This window comes from Yoonia sp. D2-7, from assembly GCF_055809435.1.
This window is the reverse complement of record NZ_CM147912.1, coordinates 3,366,869-3,382,760: the sequence shown is the minus strand read 5'-3', so window position 1 is coordinate 3,382,760 and position 15,892 is coordinate 3,366,869. Positions and strand designations below refer to the sequence as shown.

Sequence of the window (15,892 nt, the reverse complement as noted above, 5' to 3'; positions counted from 1 at the left end):
CGGGGCGAAAAATGGGACTTACGAAACATTACGTCGAATATAGCCTCCACTTAATCCTCTCATTTCTGAATGCACCCCCAAGTCGTAAAAATGTGATCAGAACGGCGAATTTTCTCTGACGCGATGAAAGAATAGGCGCTTGGGCTTCACACGGAATCTGGTAATAGACGCGGAATCTGTTTGAAAGGTCGGGCCCATGGATCATTTTCTGTATCGCGATGGACAATTGTTCGCTGAAGACGTTCCTGTCGCTGAAATCGCGGCAAGCGTCGGCACGCCGTTTTATGTTTATTCGACCGCGACCCTGACCCGTCACTTCAAATTATTCGATGATGCGCTGGATGGTTTGGATCATCTGGTATGCTTTGCCATGAAATCCCTGTCCAATCAGGCGATCATCAAAGTTTTAGCCGATGCTGGCGCTGGCATGGACGTGGTGTCTGGCGGTGAATATTTCCGCGCAAAGGCGGCCGGCGTTCCGGGCGACAAGATCGTTTTTTCCGGTGTTGGCAAAACCGTTGATGAAATGCGCATGGCATTGGAAGGTGGCATTCGCCAGTTCAACGTCGAAAGCGAACCGGAAATGATCGTGCTCGACCGTGTGGCGCAGGACTTGGGCGTCGTGGCCCCGATCACCGTCCGCGTGAACCCTGATGTTGATGCAAAGACCCACGCCAAGATCGCAACTGGCAAATCCGAGAACAAATTCGGCATTCCAATCAGCCGCGCCCGCGAAGTTTACGCGATGGCCGCGAAACTGAAGGGCCTGAAGGTCATCGGGATCGATGTGCATATCGGGTCGCAGTTGACTGACTTGGCTCCGTTCGAAGCCGCCTATCTGAAGGTTGCTGAACTGACTGAAACGCTGCGCGCGGATGGTCACGAAATCACGCGCCTTGATCTCGGCGGCGGTCTGGGTATCCCTTACGCGCGGTCCAACGAGGCCCCGCCGCTGCCGTCTGAATATGGCGAATTGATCAAACGGACCGTTGGCCACCTTGGCTGCGAGATCGAGATTGAACCGGGTCGTCTGATTTCGGGCAACGCTGGACTGCTCGTATCTAAGGTCATCTACATCAAAGAAGGTGAAGATCGACAGTTCATGATCATTGACGGCGCGATGAACGATCTGATCCGCCCTGCAATGTACGAAGCCTACCACGACATCGACCCGATCATCGAATCGGTGCCGGGCGCGGAGCCTGCGAAATACGATATCGTCGGACCTATCTGCGAAAGCGGTGATACCTTTGCCAAAGGTCGTGTGATGACCGAAGTCAAAGCTGACGACCTGATCGCGTTCCGCTCTGCTGGTGCTTACGGCGCCGTGATGGCGTCCGAATATAACTCGCGTCCATTGATCCCCGAGGTTCTGGTGAATGGCGATCAATTTGCGGTTATTCGCGCACGCCCTACCTATGAAGAGATGATTGCACGCGATACGCTTCCAACATGGCTCTGATCCGTTAAGGTAAGGGTCAGATAAAAGGACCCGATACTCTGACACAGCGCCCGACAGCCCCTGACCATATGCGCCACTTGGCGTTTCCCATCGCCGCGACCCGTCTGGGTATGGTGGCCGAAGGCGTGACGCGGGCGTTCTGGCCGTTCTGGTCGGTGTTGTTTGTGTTGATCGCGCCGCTGATGTTTGGCTGGCACGATCTTCTGACACGTCCTTGGCTTTGGGGTTTGGGCACCGTCGGCGTCGCCTTCCTGATTGTCGCATTCATCTGGGGCCTGCGTCGGTTCCAGATGCCGGCGCGGGAAGCCGCCGTCGCGCGCGTTGATGCGGCCTTACCCGGACGACCCATCGCCGCGATTGCCGATACCCAAGCGATTGGCGCAGGTGATCCCGAATCAGAAGCCGTGTGGAATGCTCACGTCGCCCGCATGGAAGACCGCACCAAACAGGCAACCTTTGTCGAACCTGATCTGCGCATTTCGGACCGCGACCCCTACGGGCTGCGTTTTATCGCGCTGCTGTTTTTTGTCGTGGCGTTGCTATTCGGGTCGGTACTGCGTGTCGGAACATTGGTTGAACCCGCTGGTCAAACGCTTGCCACTGGCCCTGTTTGGGAAGGCTGGGTCGAACCACCTGCCTATACGGGCAAGCCTTCGATCTACCTGAACGACATCCCCGAGGGCGTGCTGCGCGTGCCGGAAGGGTCGCAAATCACGATCCGGCTTTACGGTGAAGTGGGCGCTTTGACCGTTGCGGAAACCGTTTCGGGCACGGCGGCTGATCCAGATGAAGAACCCGAAACACAGCAGCAATTCGTTGCCATGCAAGATGGTACGCTCGCCGTTGAAGGTGACAATGGCATCGTTTGGAACCTGCTTGTGGTTGCCGATCAGCCGCCGCTGGTTGAACTAACCGGACCGATTGAATCAGACGCGATGGGCGAAATGTCCCAGCCATTCTTGGGGATGGATGATTACGGCGTTGTGTCCGGCACAGCTACCATCGCGCTTGATCTTGATGCCGTTGATCGGCGTCATGGTTTGGCCGTTGATCCTGATGGATTTGAAACGCTGGTGTTGGACCTGCCGATGCCGTTCACGGGCGACCGGACTGATTTTGAAGAATTCCTCGTTGATGATTTGTCCGAACACCCGCTTGCGAATTTGCCTGTGACCATGACCTTGGAGGTCACAGATGCTGCCGGTCAAACGGCGCAAAGCCCGTCCGAGCCTTTGATCCTGCCCGGTCGTCGGTTTTTCCAGCCCTTCGCGAAATCCATCATCGAACAGCGCCGCGACCTGATGTGGTCGCGTGATAACGTGTCGCGAATTACGGATGTGATGAAAGCGATTTCGCACCGCCCCGAAGGGCTGTTTTCGAACGAGACAACATATCTGCGGATGCGCGCGATCATTCGCCAGCTTGATGGATTCGTGGACGAGGGGATCACCGCAGAAGGTCAGGCAGAAGTCGTGACCGCGCTTTGGGATCTGGCCATTCAGCTTGAGGATGGCACACTTGCCGATGCCCGCGAACGGCTTGCCCGCGCCCAAGAACGGCTAGCCGAGGCGATGCGCGATGGTGCGTCGGACGAAGAAATCGCAGAGCTGATGCATGAATTGCGCGAAGCGACTGATCAATACATGCAACTGCTTGCCGAAGAAATGGACCCGAATGAAGACGGGACCGATCAGGCGGACAATTCGGAAAACACTCAAGAACTGTCTGGCGACGAACTGCAAGCGATGATGGATCGCATCCAAGAACTAATGGAAGAAGGCCGCATGGCCGAAGCTGCCGAACTCATGGAACAGCTGAACCAGATGCTTGAAAATATGCGCATCACCCAAGGCGACGGCAGCGGCAATGGCCCACGCACGCCGGGTCAGCAAGCGATGGAAGACCTCGAAGATACGCTGCGCGAGCAGGAAGAACTGTCCGATGATGCGTTCCGCGAATTGCAGGAACGGTCCAATCCGGAACGCCAGCAGGCCGAAAACGGCCAGCAGCAAGGTCAGCAACCCGGTCAGCAGCAACCGCAAGGTGGTGAGCAGGGACAGCAACAGGGCCAACAAGGTCAGTCGCAGAACCAGCCGGGTCAAGATGGTCAGCAAGGATCAGGTCAAGGTGTCGGTGAGGACAGCCAAGGTGGCGGTCAAGATGATCAGGGTTCTGGCGGCGAAGGTTCAGGTGCCGAAGACGGGCGGTCGCTGGCAGAACGGCAGCAGGCCTTGCGCGATGAACTGGAACGCCAGCGCGGTGCGCTGCCGTCGCTTGATGGTGAGGCCGGCGAAATCGCAGAGAATTCGTTGAACCGCGCTGAACGGGCGATGGAAGGTGCGGAAGACGCATTGGGTCAAGGCAACCTTGCCGAAGCGATTGACCGCCAAGCTGAAGCGCTGGACGCATTGCGCAACGGGATGCGGTCACTTAGCCGTGCATTGGCCGAAAACCAATCCGAAGAACCCGGTCAAGGCGAACAAGACGGTGGGGCGACCGAACGTGCCGAACAATCCCAGCGCGACCCGTTAGGCCGTGAAATGGGATCAGAGGGCGGTCAGTTCGGAACAGACGAAGGCATGTTGCAGGGCGGGGATGTCTATCGCCGCGCCGAAGAACTGCTTGATGAATTGCGTCGTCGCAGTGCCGATCAGGAACGGCCGGAAATCGAACGCGATTACCTGCGCCGCCTTCTCGACCGTTTCTGACAGGGGCCGTTATTCGGTGGCGATTGCAGTCAACATGGCCTGCACGTTGTCGTCCAACCAAATGCGGGCAACATCGACAGCATCCACGTAGCTTTGCAATGCGCCAGCAAGTGCTGGAACTGCCGCGGCGATGCGGTCGGCCTGCATGTAGATCAGCACAAGCACCATGATAATCAGCAAAACAGAGATGAAACCGCGCCTGAAACTTTTCCGGTTGGCTTCTGCGGCTACGGCTGGAACGGCTGTTCCGTCTTCCGCGCGTTCCGCATCCGAACGCAGGCTCGAATTGATTTCTTCGATATCTGGCAACAGATCACGACGCGATGCATGGGCAGCAGCAGCGGCACTAGCAGCTGTGCTTGCCGTTTTTGCGGTGGCTGTCGCATCATGATCTTCAGCCGTTGGTGCGACGTCTGGCGTCGGTTCCGGGGCTTTGATCGGCGCAGGTGTAGGATCGCTGAGGCCGAGATCAGACTGGCTTTCCATGCTCACCGCGGATTCAGATTTACGTTGTGCTGCTTCAAGTGCAGCTTCTTCACGCAAGATATCCGCAACCGACGGATCCACAGGTTTGCGGTTCTTTGGTGGTTGCGGTGCAGGCGCCAGATTGTCGTCGTCAGATACATCTTTGAAAGCATCATCGATGGACCCACTGAACTTGTCGGCATCTGCCGCAGGGCGTTCTGCCGCTGGGCGTTCTGGCGCGGGTGGTGGCGTGATTTTCCGTGGTTCCGGTGGTGTGTCATTCGCTGACGCACCTGGTGTTTCAAACCACGTGTGCTGACAATTCGAACATTGCACGTCCCGGCCACCGCTGGGAATTGCGTCATCGGCAACCGCGTATTGGGCGCCACAATTTGGGCAAATTAGCCGCATGGATGTTTTCCTTCTGCCAACAAAGGGCAGTTAGACTTGTGAGTGTTAACCAACAATTATCAATCACAGCGCGAAAGGCCAATGATTTGCAACGAAGTTGGACGCGAATTGATTGAAACCTGTTGCAGTTTTGGGCAATACACATCCCAACCGGGAAAAGGAAAGTTCGTGTGATTGCACTTGATAACGTCGCCTACCACTATGGCGGGGCAAAACTTTTCTCTCAATTGACCCTGACGTTGGAACCCGGTTCTTTTCATTTTCTGACCGGACCGTCTGGGGCGGGGAAGACCACTTTGCTCAAACTGTGCTACGGCGCACTGCAAGCCACAGAAGGCGAAGTTCGGGTTTTTGACACGCCAGCCACTGCGTTGGATCGCGATCAGGTCGCGATGATCCGTCGGCGGATCGGGGTGGTGCATCAGAACTGCGAATTCTTGGATCACTTGTCGATTGCAGAAAACATCGCCTTGCCGCTGACCGTATCCGACAGGCTTGATCTGATGGAAAATCTAACCGATCTGCTTGGCTGGGTTGGTTTGACAAAGCAAATGGATCAGTTGCCGCCGGAACTGTCCGGGGGCGAACGTCAGCGGGCTGCTTTGGCGCGCGCCGTCATTATGTCACCGGATGTGATTATCGCAGATGAACCCACAGGCAACGTGGATTGGGAGATGTCGCAACGGTTGCTGACGTTGTTGGTTGAACTGAACCGAATGGGCAAAACAGTTCTGATTGCGACCCATGACCTTAACCTGATCCGGACGGCTAAGTCGCAGGTTGCCGCACGCGTATTACGTTTGAAAGACGGTCAGTTGCTGCAGGCGGGGGCGGAACTATGAACATGTTGCGCAAGATTTTCGAACTGCTCGTTGGTGACGCCCAAGCGGACCGGACGGTGCCACCCACAGGGTTCACCGCGCGTTTGACTGTCTTCACGGCAGGCGCGATGGCGTTTCTGGCCGTGTTCGCATTGGCGTTGTCCTTGGCCACAGGTCGTCTGGCGGATCGGTGGGGGGCAGAACTGGCCCGTACATCGACATTGCGTATTTCCGCACCAGAAGATCAGGCCGCCGCCCAACTGCAAGCCGCGATTACCGTACTTGAAACCACCCCCGGCGTGGGGTCCGCGCGCGCATTGACGCCCGAAGAACAAGAAGCGTTGCTAGAGCCATGGTTCGGCCCCGGTTTGCCACTGGACACATTGCCGATCCCGCAACTGGTCGAGATCATCGAAGACGGCGACGGATATGACGCGACCGGGCTACGGGCACGATTGCAGGCCGAAGTACCGGGTGCCGTATTGGATGACCACACGCGCTGGCGCGAGCCACTGATCGAAGCTGCATCGCGTCTACGCAGTCTTGGTTGGGTCGCGATCCTTCTGATCGGGGCATCTATGGTCGCTTTGATCACCTTGGCGGCACAAGCGGCCTTGGCAGCCAACGCTCAGGTGATCCGGGTAATGCGGCTGGTAGGCGCAAAAGATACCTATATCGCCCGTGCATTTGTGCGGCGTTTCACCCTACGCGGGCTTGGCGGGGCTGCGATTGGCACGCTATTCGGTCTTGGTGCAGTCCTGTTGTTGCCAAGCGCTGATGCCGCTGGCGGTTTTCTGACTGGTCTTGGCTTTCAGGGCATCCAGTGGATATTTCCACTGGTGATCCCACTTATCGGCGGCATATCCGCCTTTTTCGCGACGCGTATGGCCGCCTTGCGCATGTTGAAGGAACAATCATGAGTTACGCTATCCAATGGGTCCGTTCCCTTGTGTTTAACCTCAGCATGTATGTGGTGATGGCTGTCATCGGTATCCTGTGGGCACCGTTTGTTTTGTTTTCGTCGCGGGCGGCGGTTTATGCCTGCCACCTGTACTGCCACACAATTATCTGGATGGCGCGCTGGATGATCGGCCTAAAGGTCGAATACCGCGGAACGCCACCAACGCATGAAACGATGATCGCAGCGAAGCACCAGTCGTTTCTGGATGTTCTGGCGATCTATGGGGCGGTGCCGCGCGGCAAATTCATCATGAAACGCATCCTGATGTACGCGCCGATCTTGGGTTGGTTCGGCCTGCGTGTGGGCTGTATTCCCGTTGATCGTGGCAAACGAGGTGCGGCGATCGTCAAAATGCTCGCCGACGTGAAAGCCGGAGCAGCACAGCCCGGGCAGTTGATCATTTACCCGCAAGGTACGCGCGTCGCACCCGGTGTGGATGCGAAGTATAAGACAGGTACGGGGGCATTGTACCGGCAGCTTGGCCAGTCTTGTGTTCCGGTGGCGCTGAACATCGGTGTGTTCTGGCCAAAGCGTGGCGTTTATCGGAAACCGGGGACAGCAGTAGTCGAATTTCTTGAGGAAATCGAACCGGGTCTGCCGCAAAAGGAATTCATGGACCTGATCGAGACGCGCATTGAAGCCGCATCAAACCGTCTGAATGCCGAAGCGGGATTTGTTCCAATTGAAAAAGCCTGATCATATCACTGATATTGCATCGCTCGAAGCGTTGTATGGCACGCCGGCCAAGGCGTCAGTGATCAAGGTCACGGATCACTTGATACCGACCTATGCGGCTTGGATTGAACGATCTCGGTTCTGTATTCTCAGCACTGTGGGGGATGCGGGCACGGACGCATCGCCGCGTGGGGATGATGGCCCTGTTGTCCGGATTGCAGATGCGAAAACGCTGTTGATGCCGGACTGGCGCGGCAATAATCGTATGGACAGCCTGCGCAATATTGTCAGTGACGGACGTGTCAGCCTGATGTTCATGGTGCCGGGATCAAACAATGTGATCCGCGTGAACGGAACGGCGATTGTGACGGCTGATCCTGATGTTTTGGACGGTTTTTCAGACAAGGGCCGCAAGCCGCGATCTGTGATCGTGATCACCATTGCTGAAGTGTATAGCCAATGCGCCCGCGCCCTGATGCGGGCCAAGACATGGACATCGGGCGATGAAAGCGCGGGTTTACCAACGGTAGGCGACATGTTGGCAGAGGTTGAAGCGGGCTTTGACGGCGCTGCCTATGATGCGGAATGGGCACCGCGTGCCGCAAAGACGATGTGGTAATCTAGCTGGTCTTGCCGAATGTGATGTTCGACGCAGGACCAAGGCCGCGCCACAGGCTAACCCCGATCACGAAAAGACTGATCACCAACCAAATACCGCCCCACACCACCGTTGCTCCGCCAAATTCCTCGGCGAGCATCCGTGCGTCTGACCGCAGATTGGACCGTTGGATCGTGTCGCTGAAAATGTCGTAGGGCACGTAGATCATACTCGTTAGGCCGATCACCCGCAGGATCAGATCATTGACGTCATGGGGTAGGAACCGCGCAGTGGCGAGCATGGCCGCCCCAGTACCGACGCAAAACAGGATCGCGAAACCGTCGCGGATATAAAGCGCGGTCACCAGCAACATCAATGCACCAAACAGGCCCATGATGATCCGGTCTGCGTGTGACCTTGTCGCTGCGATCAGCAGGGCCAGCCCGATCAGTAACGACCCCAGATAGCCCGCTGTCAGCGTGAGGAAACGGTTGCCGCCGCGTGACCAAACAGCCCCGCCTTGATCAGCGGAAATGGTAAGGCTCAGCACATCACCGCCAGTGAAAACAGTCATCGCCGCATGAGAAAGTTCATGCAGGAACACGATCAGAATCTTCAAGGGTATAATGACAGGCGTGGGCCACAACGCGAACACAAGGCCGATCAAGACAATCAGCTGCCAATGTCCGCGCAGGGCTTGCATGACTTAGGCAGCCAACCCTTTAGAGCCGAGGTTGAGGTACTTTTGACGGCGCGCTTTACGCACTTCATCGGCTGGAAGCTTCGCCAGATCATCGACCATTGCGATCAACGCGGATTGAACGGATGCGATCGCATCTTCGCTGGCACGATGTGCGCCACCTTTGGGTTCGGCGATGATCATATCGCAGACGCCCATTTCGTGCAGGTTTTGTGCGGTTAGGCGTAATGCTTCTGCCGCTTCATTCGCTTTGCCAGCATCTTTCCAGAGGATGGATGCGCAGCCTTCGGGGCTGATCACGGAATAGATGGAATGTTCCAACATCGCGACTTTGTTCGCCGTGGCAAAAGCAACAGCGCCACCTGACCCGCCTTCACCAATCACTACGGAAATCAGGGGAACAGACAGGTCGAGACATTTCTCGGTAGACCGCGCAATTGCTTCGGATTGACCACGTTCTTCGGCGCCTTTGCCCGGATATGCACCGGGTGTGTCGACAAGGGTGATGACAGGAAGACCAAAACGGTCGGCCATATCCATCAAACGGATCGCTTTGCGATACCCTTCAGGGCGGGCCATGCCGAAGTTGCGTTCAATACGGGATTTGGTGTCGTTGCCCTTTTCATGACCGATTACCATCACCGGACGCCCATCCAGACGGGCGATGCCGCCCATAACAGCGTGATCGTCGGCAAAGTTCCGGTCACCGGCAAGCGGCGTGTATTCGGTGAAAATAGCGTCGATGTAATCTTGGCAATGCGGGCGTTCAGGATGACGCGCCACTTGGCATTTGCGCCAAGGTGTCAGGTTTGCATAAAGCTGGTCCAGCAGATCAACGGCTTTTTGATCAAGCTGTGCGGCTTCTTTTTCAACATCGGCTTCCGGATTTTCGCGGGCCATGGCGCGCAGCTCGTTAGCTTTGCCTTCGATCTCGGCCAGTGGTTTTTCAAACTCAAGATATTGGGTCATGACGCGCCTTATGTTTCGTTGCGTCAGATATAGGGTGTGATGTGGGGGAGTTGCAATGGTTTGAGCACGGGTTGGCAGGGAGACGTGCGGCTGCGCCGACACCCCTCCCGCCATCCCGTAGGTATTAGCCTGCAATCAGTTCGGATTGCGCGACGATCACTTCGGCCTGTTTGATGGAGGCGATGTCGACAAGACGGCCTTTATAGACCGTTGCCCCTTCGCCCCGTGCTGTTGCGTCCTTCATTGCCGCGAGGATTTCGCGGGCTTCGGCGACGGCTTCATCCGATGGTGTGAACACTTCGTTCGCCAACGCGATTTGCTTCGGATGGATCGCCCATTTGCCGACCATACCCAATGTCGCGGATCGTTTTGCTTGGGCACGGAAGCCTTCGTCGTCAGAGAAATCCCCGAATGGCCCATCCACAGGCAGGATGCCATGGGTTCGGCAAGCCGCCACAATAGCGGCTTGTGCCCAATGCCAAGGGTCTGAGAAATGACGGTTTTCACCGTGCTGCATGTAGTAGTTTTCTTGCGTTCCACCGATGCCGGTAGTTTGCATTCCCATGGACGCCGCAAAATCTGCGGCACCGAGGCTCATCGCTTGCAAGCGGGGGGAAGAGGCCGCGATTTCTTCGACGTGTGCAATGCCCGCTGCGGATTCGATGATGACCTCAAGGGACACTTGTTTCGTTCTGCCTTTGGCCCGTTCAATTGCGGTAATCAGGGCGTCGACGGCGTAGACATCTGCCGCGCACCCGACCTTTGGGATCATGATCTGGTCGATCCGGTCGCCAGCCTGTTCGAGCAGGTCTACGACGTCGCGATACCAATACGGTGTGTCGAGTGAATTGATCCGCACGGACAGGTATTTCGTGTTCCAGTCGATCGTGTTGATCGCTTCGATGATATTGGCGCGCGCGGCGTCTTTGTCAGACGGGGACACGGAATCTTCGAGGTCGAGGTTGATGACGTCTGCGTCGGACGCCGCCATTTTCGGGAATAGTTTCGTATTCGATCCCGGCCCAAAAAGCTGGCAGCGGTTCGGGCGTGCAGGGGCCGTTGGTTGCAGGCGGAATGACATGCGTGATCCTTTGAGCAGTAAAGTTTCGTCTTGAGCTGCTCAATGGGTAGAATGTTGCGCGGCTGTTGGCAAGGCGCATTTTGCGAGCGCAGCATTTTGACGCTGCGGTGCAATGTCAATTCGACCTTAGATGCCTCCGGCGGGGATATTTCCCGCCAAAAGATAAGGGGCGGTACCGTTATGGCCCGCCCCGATTGTTTTAGATGCCTGCGTCAACAATCGCTTTGGCGAGTATCGGGACCGTTTTTTCGTTCAGACCCGCGATGTTCATGCGGCTATCGCCAACCATGTAGATGCCGTGATCGGCCCGCAGTTTTTCAACCAACTCTGGTGTGGTGCCAAGGCGCGAGAACATACCGCGGTGATCCGCAAGAAAGCTGAAGCGATCCGAATTCGTCAGGCGTTTCAACTCATCGGCCAGCTGTTGACGCAGGGCCAACATGCCGTTGCGGGTTTCTTCCAGTTCCGCTTCCCAATCGGCCCGTAGGTCTGGGTCGTTCAGGATAGTTGTCACAACGCGTGCGCCGTGATCTGGCGGGAAGGAATAGTTCTGGCGGTTCAAGAACTGCAATGTTTGCTGGGTCAGCGGCTGCGCGTCGGCAGTCGCAGAAATCGCCATTAGGATGCCGGTCCGCTCGCGGTAGATGCCAAAGTTCTTGGAGCAAGACGCCGCGATCAGGACTTCATCAAAGGACGACGCAATTTTGCGCGTTGCGGCTGCGTCGTCGTCCAGACCGTCGCCGAAACCTTGGTAGGCGATATCGACCATCGGGATTGCGCCGCGTGATTTCAGCAGGGTGATCACCTCTGCCAATTGATCGGCGGTCAGGTTGGCGCCTGTTGGGTTGTGGCAGCAGCCGTGGATCAGAACCACGTCGCCTGCTGGCACAGTGCCGAGGTCTTCCATCAGGCCCGCGAAATCGACGCCGCGAGTGTCGTTGTCGAAATACCGGTACTCGGCCATTTTCATGCCGAGGTATTTGATGATCGACGGGTGGTTTGGCCATGTTGGGTTGGATAGCCAAACAGTTGCATCAGGGGCTGCCATTTTGATCAGCTCTAGCGCCTGACGAATGGCACCTGTTCCGCCGGGTGTGGCGACGGCAGCGATCCGGTCGCGAGCAACGGCGTCGCCCAGCACGAGGTCGATCATCGCGTTGCCAAATTCTGGATCACCAGCAAGGCCTGTGTAGGCTTTGGATGACTGGTCTTCCAAAATTCGCTTTTCGGCAGCTTTCACGGCCCGCATGACAGGCGTGTTGCCTGATGCGTCTTTGTAAACGCCGACGCCAAGATCAACTTTGGTGTCGCGCGGGTCGGCCTTGTAGGCGGCCATCAAGGCAAGGATTTTATCGGCGGGTTGGGCTTTAAGTGCTTCAAGCATTGTATTTATCCGGTTTGTATCGGGAGATCGGCGTACATGCCCCATTCGGACCATGAGCCGTCGTAAAGTGCGTGATCGGTTTTGCCGATCCGTTCGAGAGCCAGCGCCAGTACGGCGGCTGTCACACCTGAGCCACATGTAGTGATCACAGGCTTCGTCAGGTCAGCCTCTGCCGTATGAAAGACGGCACGGATGCCGTCAGGGTCTTTCATCGTGCCGTCGGTGTTCAACAGCGTCGTAAAGGGAACGTTCACCGATCCCGGAATATGGCCTTTGCGCATACCTTCGCGGGGCTCGTCTGCCTCACCACGGAAACGGTCTGCGCTGCGTGCGTCGATGATCGTGTAATCGCCCAGCTTTGCGGCGCGGGCCACTTGGGTCACGTCCTTCACCATCTCGTTGCGGGGGGTTACGGTCATGTGGCGATCGCGGATCGTTGGTTTGTCTTTGGTGATCGGGTGTCCTGCTGCCAGCCATTGGGGTAGGCCGCCGTCCAGCACGGCGATATTCTTTTGCCCCATCAAACGAAACAACCACCACACGCGGGCCGCCGAAAACAGACCAAGCGCGTCGTAGACCACAACCTGATGGCCGTCGCCCACACCCATTGCTCGCATGCGGGACATGAACTTTTCAACCGGCGGGGCCATGTGTGGCAATTCAGACCGCAGATCAGCGATTTCGTCGATGTCAAAGAACCGCGCACCGGGAATGTGACCTGCGGCGTATTCGGCTTTTGCGTCGCGTTCCATGCCGGGCAGGAACCACGTGGCGTCGAAAATGCGCAGGTCGGAATCTTTGAGATGTGCCGCAAGCCAGTCGGCGCTGACAAGAGTTTGTGGGTCGTCGGTCATGATAGGGCCTCCGCAAAGATCGAGGCCGTGATTATAGGGACAGGCGTGTACTGACAAGCAAACATTGGCCCAAAACGAAAAAGGGCGCCCCAATGGGACGCCCGAATTCGAAAGCGGTTAAAGATTAACCAGCCATTTTGTTTTTGATCATACCAACAACGGCAGTCAGGATCGCGCCACCGGCACCACCACCAACGGCAGACCCGATGATGTCGCCAAGACCGCCACCTGGTGCCGCCGCTTCGCCAGCAACCGCCGCGCCGCCTGTCAGCATGCCAAGGATCTGACCGCCGCCAAGGCCACCGATCAGACCAACGATAGAGTTCATTGTTGTGCCCATAGAGGCAGATTTAACGCCTGCGCCTGCTGCGTTGCCGCCAACGGCACCTGCGATAAGCTGTGTAATAAGTGTTTCCATAGTCCCCGGTCCTTTATCTATTGCGCGTATTGCACAATTTATGGACGGAACGTTAACACGGATTTGGAATAACGCCAGATGGGAGAATGTATGCGTTATTCCCCGTGCCGCAAAAGACGTTGCTTCTGACGACCCCAGTCGCGCTTTGCTTCGGTGGCCCGCTTGTCGTGGTTCTTTTTACCCTTAGCGGTAGCGATCTTGAGCTTCACCATGCCTTTGTCGTTGAAATACATCACCAGCGGGACAAGCGTCATGCCCTCACGGTTGGTCGCATTCGACATCTTGATCAGCTCGCGCCGTTTGCACAGCAGCTTGCGCTTGCGCCGGACTTCATGCGGGAACATCGCAGCTTCGTAGGGGGCGATATAGGCGTTGGTCAGCCACAATTCGTCATCTTCAACTGACGCATAGCTTTCGGCAATATTCGACTGGCCGATCCGAAGGGATTTCACCTCGGATCCGGTAAGAATGATCCCAACTTCAAGGTCTTCCTCGATTGCATAATCGTATCGGGCACGCCGATTTTCGGCGATGACTTTGTAATTGGTCTTTTCTTTGGGTTTCTTGTTCTTTGCCATGGTCGCATTGAGATAGGCGATAGGGTGTTGTTCTACAAGGCCAGTCTGGGCAGAGTGTCGACTGACGTTGACCTTAAGGCGGACCACCAATGTTCCTACAAATCTTCATCGGCAGCTTGCTTTTGCTGGTGTCCATCGGTGTCGCCAGTCTTGGGTATTGGATTATGGAAACCTTGTTGGGACGTGCCAGAGAATGGTTAGGCCGTCCGCCACACCGACTAAAGATGTTTATGGTGTTGGCTGCCGTATCGACTTGGATACTCGGGCAGATTACTGTCGGCGTTTGGCTTTGGGCCCTGACATTTTTGGGTCTTGGTATTTTCGAGACATTGGAACCGTCCGTCTATTTCGCTCTGGTTGCGTTCACGACGTTGGGTTTTGGTGACATCCTCTTGCCGACGGAATGGCGGATTCTTGGGGGCATGGCCGCGGCTAACGGGCTGTTGAATTTTGGACTGCTGACAGCTGTCTTGATCGAAGGGATGCGTTTCGCCCGTGTGCAGCAGCGCAACGAGCGGGAGAAGAAGCTGTGACCGTAGCCGTTATTCCAAATGCAAAGGCCCGCCATATCTTTTTAGCGAAGCACGGGCTGGTCACAGCCCCCGTTGGAGTCGGCAAAGGGGCGGATTTGCAAGAGGTCGTGAACGATCTGGGGTTTGTCCAGCTCGATTCCGTGAACACATTCGCACGGGCCCACGACCTGATCATGTGGACGCGCAGGCAACAATATCGACCGACGCATCTGTCAAATCTGCTCACCAAGGATCGCGGTGTGTTCGAACATTGGACCCACGATGCGTCTGCGATTTCAATGGATCATTTCGTGCACTGGCGGCTCAAATTCGTCCGCGACGCGGCTTGGCTGGAAAGTCGCTGGAAAGAATGGCGGCGCGACGACTTTACCAAGAAGATCGACGAAGTTTTGCGCCACATCGACGGAACTGGCTGCTGTACATCGGGCGACGTTGGGACGGACGAGGAACGCGGCAAAGGTGGCTGGTGGGATTGGCATCCCTCAAAGACTGCATTGGAATACCTGTGGCGGTCAGGGCAGGTATCGGTGGTACGCCGTGAGAATTTCACAAAGATTTACGACCTGACGGAGCGGGTTATTCCGCCCGAGCATTTAAATGCCCGCTTGACGGAACAAGATACGGTCGATTGGGCCTGTGGATTTGCTTTGGATAAGCTTGGATTTGCCACATCCGGAGAAATTGCAGCGTTCTTTGCACTGGTGACACCAGCTGAGGCGCGGGCGTGGTGTAAGGCTGCGTTGGCAGACGGCCGTGTGATCGAGGTGGATGTCGCGGGTGTCGACGGCAAACTTCGTCGCAGTTTCGCGCGGCCCGATGTACATGACCTAACCCTTCCCGACCTGTCCCAACGTGTGCGGATCATGTCGCCGTTTGATCCTGCTTTGCGTGACCGGAAACGGGCAGAGCGATTGTTCGGCTTCCACTACCGCATCGAAATCTTCGTGCCCGCGCCAAAGCGCCAATACGGGTATTACGTCTTTCCAGTCATGGAAGGTGATCAGCTGATCGGTCGGATCGACATGAAACGCCAAGGGACGACGCTTGTCGTGACCGCGTTCTGGCCGGAACCATCGGTGCGTATGGGGGCTGGTCGGATCAAGCGGCTTCAGTCGGAAATCGGACGCGCGGCGCGATTTGGTGGCTGTGTCGACATGGCATACGCCGATGACTGGCTTCGGCGGTAAAAACAAAAACACCGCCCGCTGGGGAAGCGGACGGTGTTTTGCAGACGGGTGATCTGTACCAATCTGGGGACGAAGACTGGTACGGAA

General features: G+C 56.6%; 16 protein-coding genes. 8 read left to right on the top strand and 8 right to left on the bottom strand.

What is annotated here, in order from left to right:
* Window positions 1-196: 196 nt before the first annotated feature.
* Window positions 197-1,462 (top strand): diaminopimelate decarboxylase, encoded by a 1,266-nt coding sequence (gene lysA / locus AC0L7R_RS16750; RefSeq protein ID WP_473657986.1) that lies wholly within the window; start codon window positions 197-199, stop codon window positions 1,460-1,462.
* A 68-nt stretch (window positions 1,463-1,530) separates the two neighbouring features.
* Window positions 1,531-4,170 carry a DUF4175 family protein gene (locus AC0L7R_RS16745; protein WP_473657984.1) on the top strand — a complete coding sequence of 880 codons (2,640 nt, stop codon included), beginning with the start codon at window positions 1,531-1,533 and terminating at the stop codon, window positions 4,168-4,170.
* A 9-nt stretch (window positions 4,171-4,179) separates the two neighbouring features.
* Here AC0L7R_RS16745 and AC0L7R_RS16740 read toward each other — a convergent pair whose 3' ends face one another.
* Window positions 4,180-5,046 carry a zinc-ribbon domain-containing protein gene (locus AC0L7R_RS16740; RefSeq protein ID WP_473657983.1) on the bottom strand — a complete coding sequence of 289 codons (867 nt, stop codon included), beginning with the start codon at window positions 5,044-5,046 and terminating at the stop codon, window positions 4,180-4,182.
* 170 nt (window positions 5,047-5,216) lie between these two features.
* Here AC0L7R_RS16740 and AC0L7R_RS16735 point away from each other — a divergent pair, with 170 nt between their 5' ends.
* Genes AC0L7R_RS16735 through AC0L7R_RS16720 form a run of 4 tightly spaced genes read left to right on the top strand, consistent with a single transcriptional unit; the run spans window position 5,217 to window position 8,122 of the window.
* Window positions 5,217-5,888 carry a cell division ATP-binding protein FtsE gene (locus AC0L7R_RS16735; RefSeq protein WP_473657982.1) on the top strand — a complete coding sequence of 224 codons (672 nt, stop codon included), beginning with the start codon at window positions 5,217-5,219 and terminating at the stop codon, window positions 5,886-5,888.
* A complete protein-coding gene (locus tag AC0L7R_RS16730; RefSeq protein WP_473657981.1) occupies window positions 5,885-6,787 on the top strand; it encodes an FtsX-like permease family protein in 903 nt (300 codons plus the stop codon). The genes AC0L7R_RS16735 and AC0L7R_RS16730 overlap by 4 nt, the downstream gene beginning before the upstream one ends.
* A complete protein-coding gene (locus AC0L7R_RS16725) occupies window positions 6,784-7,524 on the top strand; it encodes a 1-acyl-sn-glycerol-3-phosphate acyltransferase (RefSeq protein WP_473657980.1) in 741 nt (246 codons plus the stop codon). Before AC0L7R_RS16730 ends, AC0L7R_RS16725 begins: the two co-directional genes overlap by 4 nt.
* Complete coding sequence (locus tag AC0L7R_RS16720; RefSeq protein ID WP_473657979.1) at window positions 7,511-8,122, top strand: MSMEG_1061 family FMN-dependent PPOX-type flavoprotein; 612 nt, start codon at window positions 7,511-7,513, stop codon at window positions 8,120-8,122. Before AC0L7R_RS16725 ends, AC0L7R_RS16720 begins: the two co-directional genes overlap by 14 nt.
* 1 nt (window position 8,123) lies before the next feature.
* On the opposite strand, the gene AC0L7R_RS16715 is transcribed toward AC0L7R_RS16720, so the two are convergent.
* The 7 genes from AC0L7R_RS16715 to smpB all read right to left on the bottom strand — a co-directional run bounded on the left by AC0L7R_RS16715 (window position 8,124) and on the right by smpB (window position 14,085).
* Entirely contained in the window at window positions 8,124-8,804 is a 681-nt protein-coding gene (locus tag AC0L7R_RS16715; RefSeq protein ID WP_473657978.1) for a M50 family metallopeptidase, read from the bottom strand.
* 3 nt (window positions 8,805-8,807) lie between these two features.
* Window positions 8,808-9,770 (bottom strand): acetyl-CoA carboxylase carboxyltransferase subunit alpha, encoded by a 963-nt coding sequence (locus tag AC0L7R_RS16710; protein ID WP_473657977.1) that lies wholly within the window; start codon window positions 9,768-9,770, stop codon window positions 8,808-8,810.
* 124 nt (window positions 9,771-9,894) lie between these two features.
* The gene (locus AC0L7R_RS16705; RefSeq protein ID WP_473657976.1) at window positions 9,895-10,851 is read right to left on the bottom strand and encodes an L-malyl-CoA/beta-methylmalyl-CoA lyase; all 957 of its coding nucleotides are present in this window, start codon (window positions 10,849-10,851) and stop codon (window positions 9,895-9,897) included.
* A gap of 199 nt (window positions 10,852-11,050) precedes the next feature.
* The gene (locus AC0L7R_RS16700) at window positions 11,051-12,235 is read right to left on the bottom strand and encodes an aromatic amino acid transaminase (RefSeq protein WP_473657975.1); all 1,185 of its coding nucleotides are present in this window, start codon (window positions 12,233-12,235) and stop codon (window positions 11,051-11,053) included.
* Window positions 12,236-12,240: 5 nt separating this feature from the next.
* Window positions 12,241-13,089 carry a 3-mercaptopyruvate sulfurtransferase gene (gene sseA, locus AC0L7R_RS16695; protein WP_473657974.1) on the bottom strand — a complete coding sequence of 283 codons (849 nt, stop codon included), beginning with the start codon at window positions 13,087-13,089 and terminating at the stop codon, window positions 12,241-12,243.
* A gap of 124 nt (window positions 13,090-13,213) precedes the next feature.
* Entirely contained in the window at window positions 13,214-13,507 is a 294-nt protein-coding gene (locus AC0L7R_RS16690) for a hypothetical protein (RefSeq protein ID WP_247128517.1), read from the bottom strand.
* Between the two features lie 95 nt (window positions 13,508-13,602).
* The gene (gene smpB, locus AC0L7R_RS16685; protein ID WP_247128733.1) at window positions 13,603-14,085 is read right to left on the bottom strand and encodes an SsrA-binding protein SmpB; all 483 of its coding nucleotides are present in this window, start codon (window positions 14,083-14,085) and stop codon (window positions 13,603-13,605) included.
* Window positions 14,086-14,174: 89 nt separating this feature from the next.
* Between smpB and AC0L7R_RS16680 the strand changes: the two genes are divergently transcribed.
* Together AC0L7R_RS16680 and AC0L7R_RS16675 are read left to right on the top strand one after the other, a co-directional pair.
* Window positions 14,175-14,618, top strand: a complete 444-nt coding sequence (locus tag AC0L7R_RS16680; protein ID WP_473657973.1) for an ion channel — start codon at window positions 14,175-14,177, stop codon at window positions 14,616-14,618.
* Window positions 14,615-15,805: a DNA glycosylase AlkZ-like family protein gene (locus AC0L7R_RS16675; protein ID WP_473657971.1), complete on the top strand. Its 1,191-nt coding sequence runs from the start codon at window positions 14,615-14,617 to the stop codon at window positions 15,803-15,805. The genes AC0L7R_RS16680 and AC0L7R_RS16675 overlap by 4 nt, the downstream gene beginning before the upstream one ends.
* Window positions 15,806-15,892: the final 87 nt, after the last annotated feature.

Coding starts and splice junctions, on each gene's coding strand:
- lysA (WP_473657986.1), top strand. CDS start 197: ATGGATCATTTTCTGTATCGCGATGGACAATTGTTCGCTGAAGACGTT.
- AC0L7R_RS16745 (WP_473657984.1), top strand. CDS start 1,531: ATGCGCCACTTGGCGTTTCCCATCGCCGCGACCCGTCTGGGTATGGTG.
- AC0L7R_RS16740 (WP_473657983.1), bottom strand. CDS start 5,046: ATGCGGCTAATTTGCCCAAATTGTGGCGCCCAATACGCGGTTGCCGAT.
- AC0L7R_RS16730 (WP_473657981.1), top strand. CDS start 5,885: ATGAACATGTTGCGCAAGATTTTCGAACTGCTCGTTGGTGACGCCCAA.
- AC0L7R_RS16725 (WP_473657980.1), top strand. CDS start 6,784: ATGAGTTACGCTATCCAATGGGTCCGTTCCCTTGTGTTTAACCTCAGC.
- AC0L7R_RS16715 (WP_473657978.1), bottom strand. CDS start 8,804: ATGCAAGCCCTGCGCGGACATTGGCAGCTGATTGTCTTGATCGGCCTT.
- AC0L7R_RS16710 (WP_473657977.1), bottom strand. CDS start 9,770: ATGACCCAATATCTTGAGTTTGAAAAACCACTGGCCGAGATCGAAGGC.
- AC0L7R_RS16705 (WP_473657976.1), bottom strand. CDS start 10,851: ATGTCATTCCGCCTGCAACCAACGGCCCCTGCACGCCCGAACCGCTGC.
- AC0L7R_RS16700 (WP_473657975.1), bottom strand. CDS start 12,235: ATGCTTGAAGCACTTAAAGCCCAACCCGCCGATAAAATCCTTGCCTTG.
- sseA (WP_473657974.1), bottom strand. CDS start 13,089: ATGACCGACGACCCACAAACTCTTGTCAGCGCCGACTGGCTTGCGGCA.
- AC0L7R_RS16690 (WP_247128517.1), bottom strand. CDS start 13,507: ATGGAAACACTTATTACACAGCTTATCGCAGGTGCCGTTGGCGGCAAC.
- smpB (WP_247128733.1), bottom strand. CDS start 14,085: ATGGCAAAGAACAAGAAACCCAAAGAAAAGACCAATTACAAAGTCATC.
- AC0L7R_RS16680 (WP_473657973.1), top strand. CDS start 14,175: ATGTTCCTACAAATCTTCATCGGCAGCTTGCTTTTGCTGGTGTCCATC.